Source organism: Acinetobacter sp. HR7, from assembly GCF_000773685.1.
Lineage (GTDB): Bacteria > Pseudomonadota > Gammaproteobacteria > Pseudomonadales > Moraxellaceae > Acinetobacter > Acinetobacter thermotolerans.
In genome coordinates this window covers 1-4,356 of sequence record NZ_JPQO01000102.1, presented here as the reverse complement: position 1 = coordinate 4,356, position 4,356 = coordinate 1, and the positions used below count along the sequence as shown (strand labels likewise).

Here is a 4,356-nt window from a genome sequence, read left to right as displayed (position 1 = left end):
TATATCGAACTCAGGTTAGATATATCCATGAGGCAGCCCAATCAGGCTGCCTTTTTTATGGTTAACTGATCGGAAAGTGCTCAGGAATACCAATGAAATCAGGTTTGTGACTATGCGGACGTGTCAATCCTGAGCTGAGCTTTGTATAGTAGACAACCTCTTGTGATTAAAACGCCAAACCCAAGGATTTCAGGATGAAGATGCAGCAATTGAAACCGGTACTGTGGATGAGCTTGATTACCATCAGCATGGGTGGATTGTTTGGATGTCAGCAACAGGAACAGCCACAGGCACAAACGGTAGTTGAGCAGAAGCAGGATACGATTCCATTGATCCAAGCCAAGACGGTCGCAGTAGAAGGTGCGCGGACTTTATCCTGTGAAAAAGAAGGTTGTACCCGTTTTGATCTGCAAACTATACAAAGCAATGTCGCCTGGATTGATGATTATTTCCTTGAACGTCTGAAACGCGCTGAACCGGTAGCGTTTAAAGTACAGCAAACGAAAGCCACTGAGGATGAGGTGAACAGTGTAGAACAGCGTTCCATGACTGTGAGCTTGGTCGGGCAGCGTTATGATCTGGCAACCTTTGTCATTAAGACCTACAACTTCAAGACCGGTGCTGAGCATGGGCTATACCATACTGAATACGTTAATCTGGATTTAAACAAACAGAAGCGTATTGCTTTAGAAGATATTTTGCAGAAAGGTTCAGAACAGAAACTTTTAGATACCTTATATGATTCTAATCTGGTTTGGCTAAATGCACGGGGCATTAACAAGGAACAGCTGAAACTGAGCGATAATTTCTACTTTGGTGCGAATGGCTTGGTACTGGTTTATCCGCTGTATGAACTGGCCGATTACACGATGGGTATGCCAGAGCTGAAAATTTCCTATACTGACCTGGCGAAGCTGATCAAGCCAGAATATTTAACCGGATTGGTAGCAACAACCCCTTAAATATTGTGCTAATAAAGGCCAGCCACCCGATGGGTTACTGTATTTTTTAGCGTTAAGAGCTTACACTATAGCCAGTTTTTTTCTTATCTAAAGATTGGCTATGATCGACCCGAAATTACTCAGAAATAATATTGAGGCTGTAAATTTAGCCTTGGCAAAACGTGGTGTTCAGCTGAATGTCGAAGAGTGGGCATCACTGGAAGCTCGCCGTAAGGAAATTCAGTCCAAAACTGAATCGCTGCAAGCTGAGCGTAATGCGGGTGCGAAACAGGTTGGCCAAATCAAGAAAGCCGGTGGCGATGCCTCTGAAATCATGGCACGCATGGCTGCGATTGGTGATGAAATCAAAGCTGCTGAAGCTGCACTGGCTGAACTGCAAGCTGAGCTTGAAGAGAAATCTTTATCTATTCCTAACCTGCCACATGAATCAGTACCAGCAGGTAAAGATGAAAATGACAACGTGGAAATCCTGAAATGGGGTACACCACGTACTTTTGACTTCGAAATCAAAGACCACACTGATCTTGGTGAAATGATGGGTGGTCTGGAATTTGAAACTGCGACTAAGTTAACTGGTTCCCGTTTTAGTGTCCTGAAAGGTCCATTGGCGCGTCTGCAACGTGCGATTACCCAGTTTATGCTGGACACCCATACTCTGAAAAATGGTTATACCGAAGCCTATGTGCCTTACTTGGTGAACGCTGATTCTCTACGTGGTACGGGTCAATTACCAAAATTTGAAGAAGACCTGTTCAAGTTGCAAGGTGAGAAAGAGTTTTACCTGATTCCGACTGCAGAAGTACCAGTGACTAACTTCGTTCGTGATGAAATCATTGATGCCGACCGTCTACCACTAAAATATGCTGCACATACGCCATGTTTCCGTAGTGAAGCCGGCTCTTATGGTCGTGACACACGTGGCCTGATCCGTCAGCACCAGTTCGATAAAGTAGAAATGGTTCAGATCGTGAAACCTGAAGATTCTATGCAGGCACTGGAAGAATTGACAGGTCATGCTGAAGGCATCTTGCAGGCTCTTGGCTTGCCATATCGTAAAATTGTGCTGTGTGGCGGTGATATGGGCTTTGGTGCATGCAAAACTTATGACCTTGAAGTTTGGGTACCTAGCCAAAATACCTATCGTGAAATTTCTTCATGTTCTAACATGTGGGACTTCCAGGCACGCCGTATGAAAGCGCGTTACCGTGTGGATCAGAAGAAAACTGAATTCGTGCATACCCTGAACGGTTCAGGTTTGGCTGTGGGTCGTACTTTATTAGCCGTGATGGAAAACTATCAACGTGCTGATGGCTCGATCGAAATTCCTGAAGTTTTACGTCCTTACATGGGCGGTGCAGAGTACATCGACTAAAAATTCGGTGTCTGCACCAAAATGTGCATGAAAATTGCTTAGACAGTCAGATCTTAAAATTTGAGGCTTTTCGTGGATATTTTCCCAATCTCGTTAAAGTTGCAGCAGCAACCTTGTCTGATTGTCGGTGGTGGACATATTGCTTACCGCAAGGCAGTTCTTCTGCAGAAAGCAGGTGCAATCATTTCCGTGGTAGCACCTGAGATCGAAGCGGGTCTGCTTGAGATTGTTCAGGCGACCGCCGGTCAATATGTTCAGACACCTTTCAATCCTGAAATTCCTTTACGTTTCTACCGTCTGGTGATTGCAGCAACCGATGATGCTGAAGTTAACCGTCAGGTCTTTGAAGCCTGTGAAGCTGAAAATGTACTAGTGAATAGTGTGGATGATCCACCGCATTGCCGTTTCATGGTTCCTGCAATTATTGACCGTTCACCACTGGTGATTTCAGTCGCCAGCAATGGCACGTCACCGGTGTTATCGCGTCAGATCCGTACCCAGCTAGAAGCGACTATTCCACATGGCATGGGCGCACTGGCTGCATTTTCCGGGAAATGGCGTAGTGCTATAAAAGCAAAAATCAGTAACCCAGATGAACGCCGTATCTTCTGGGAAGACTTGTACGCTAGTCCGTTGAAAGAGCAGGTATTTAATGACAACCTGGCTGAAGCAGATCGTCTGATTGAACAGGCGCTGAACGAATGGCAAAAACCGAATGGTGAAGTCTATCTGGTGGGTGCGGGTCCAGGCGATCCAGAACTGCTCACACTGAAAGCCTTACGCCTGATGCAACAGTCGGATGTGGTGATCTATGACCGTCTGGTTTCTGATCCGATTATGGAACTCTGTCGTCGTGATGCTGAAAAAGTCTACGTCGGTAAAGCACGTTCCAATCATGCCGTACCACAAGAAGGCATTAATGCCTTGCTGGTGAAATATGCCAAAGCAGGCAAGCGCGTTTGCCGCCTGAAAGGTGGTGATCCGTTTATCTTTGGCCGTGGCGGTGAAGAGATCGAAGAGCTGTTTGCTGCCGGCGTGCCATTCCAGGTGGTACCGGGTATTACCGCAGCTTCTGGCTGTTCAGCCTATGCAGGCATTCCATTGACCCACCGCAACTATGCGCAAAGTGTCCGTTTCCTGACGGGCCATTTAAAAGAAGGTTCTCCTGAACTGCCTTGGAATGAACTGGTTTATGAAAACCAGACGCTGGTACTGTATATGGGCTTGGTCGGACTGGAAAAAATCTGCCAGCAACTGATTGCCCATGGCCAGCGCCCAGATATGCCTGTGGCCTTGGTGTCCAAAGGCACCACACCAGAGCAAAAAGTGCTGGTCGGCACGCTCCAAGATATTGCATCTAAGGTGTCTGAGCACCATATTCAAGCACCCACCTTGACCATCATTGGTGAAGTGGTGAATTTACGTGAAAAACTGAAGTGGTCGTAAAAGGCCACTTATCTCCCCAAAAGTAGAGAAATGCTGTGATCCATGTTGTTTTATATGAACCTGAAATTCCATCCAATACAGGGAATATCATTCGCCTATGTGCAAACACGGGAGCACAGTTACATCTGATCAAGCCACTGGGTTTTGAACTGGATGACAAAAAGCTGAAACGTGCCGGTCTGGATTACCATGAATATGCACGTATGCAGATCTGGGAAAATATCGAAGAATGTCTGGCTAATCTGGAAAGCCAAGGTATTACGCGTGATACCGTATATCCACTGACCACCAAAGGTTTTGAAACGCCGCATACTTCTGATCTAAATCGTCCAGTGGCCTTACTGATGGGTCCAGAAACCCGTGGTCTGCCGGAAAACGTACGCATGATGTTTCCCAAAGAGCACTGGATCCGTTTGCCGATGACAGAAAATTCTCGCAGTCTAAACCTCTCCAATGCAACCGCTATCATCGTCTATGAAGCATGGCGTCAGCAGGGCTTTAAACCGCTGTAAACAAACTAAATCTTCAGATTTCAAAAAGCTGCTTTCGAGCAGCTTTTTTTATTTCGCAGATTCA

The 4,356-nt window shown here is 46.1% G+C and carries 4 protein-coding genes; all 4 read left to right on the top strand.

Annotated features, from left to right (window positions below; all coding sequences use genetic code 11):
* The first annotated feature begins 194 nt into the window (after positions 1 to 194).
* The 4 genes from GW12_RS05680 (at position 195) to GW12_RS05665 (ending at position 4,292) form a co-directional block, all read left to right on the top strand.
* Positions 195 to 962 carry an RsiV family protein gene (locus GW12_RS05680; protein ID WP_034584604.1) on the top strand — a complete coding sequence of 256 codons (768 nt, stop codon included), beginning with the start codon at positions 195 to 197 and terminating at the stop codon, positions 960 to 962.
* 100 nt (positions 963 to 1,062) lie between these two features.
* Positions 1,063 to 2,334, top strand: coding sequence for a serine--tRNA ligase (gene serS / locus GW12_RS05675; protein ID WP_034584601.1), 1,272 nt, complete (start codon positions 1,063 to 1,065; stop codon positions 2,332 to 2,334).
* Positions 2,335 to 2,406: 72 nt separating this feature from the next.
* The gene (gene cysG / locus GW12_RS05670) at positions 2,407 to 3,780 is read left to right on the top strand and encodes a siroheme synthase CysG (protein WP_034584598.1); all 1,374 of its coding nucleotides are present in this window, start codon (positions 2,407 to 2,409) and stop codon (positions 3,778 to 3,780) included.
* A 35-nt stretch (positions 3,781 to 3,815) separates the two neighbouring features.
* Positions 3,816 to 4,292 carry a tRNA (cytidine(34)-2'-O)-methyltransferase gene (locus GW12_RS05665; RefSeq protein WP_034584595.1) on the top strand — a complete coding sequence of 159 codons (477 nt, stop codon included), beginning with the start codon at positions 3,816 to 3,818 and terminating at the stop codon, positions 4,290 to 4,292.
* Positions 4,293 to 4,356 lie beyond the last annotated feature (64 nt).

What these genes read in the sequence shown, in the direction of transcription:
- GW12_RS05680 (WP_034584604.1), top strand. Translation starts at nt 195, where the DNA reads ATGAAGATGCAGCAATTGAAACCGGTACTGTGGATGAGCTTGATTACC.
- serS (WP_034584601.1), top strand. Translation starts at nt 1,063, where the DNA reads ATGATCGACCCGAAATTACTCAGAAATAATATTGAGGCTGTAAATTTA.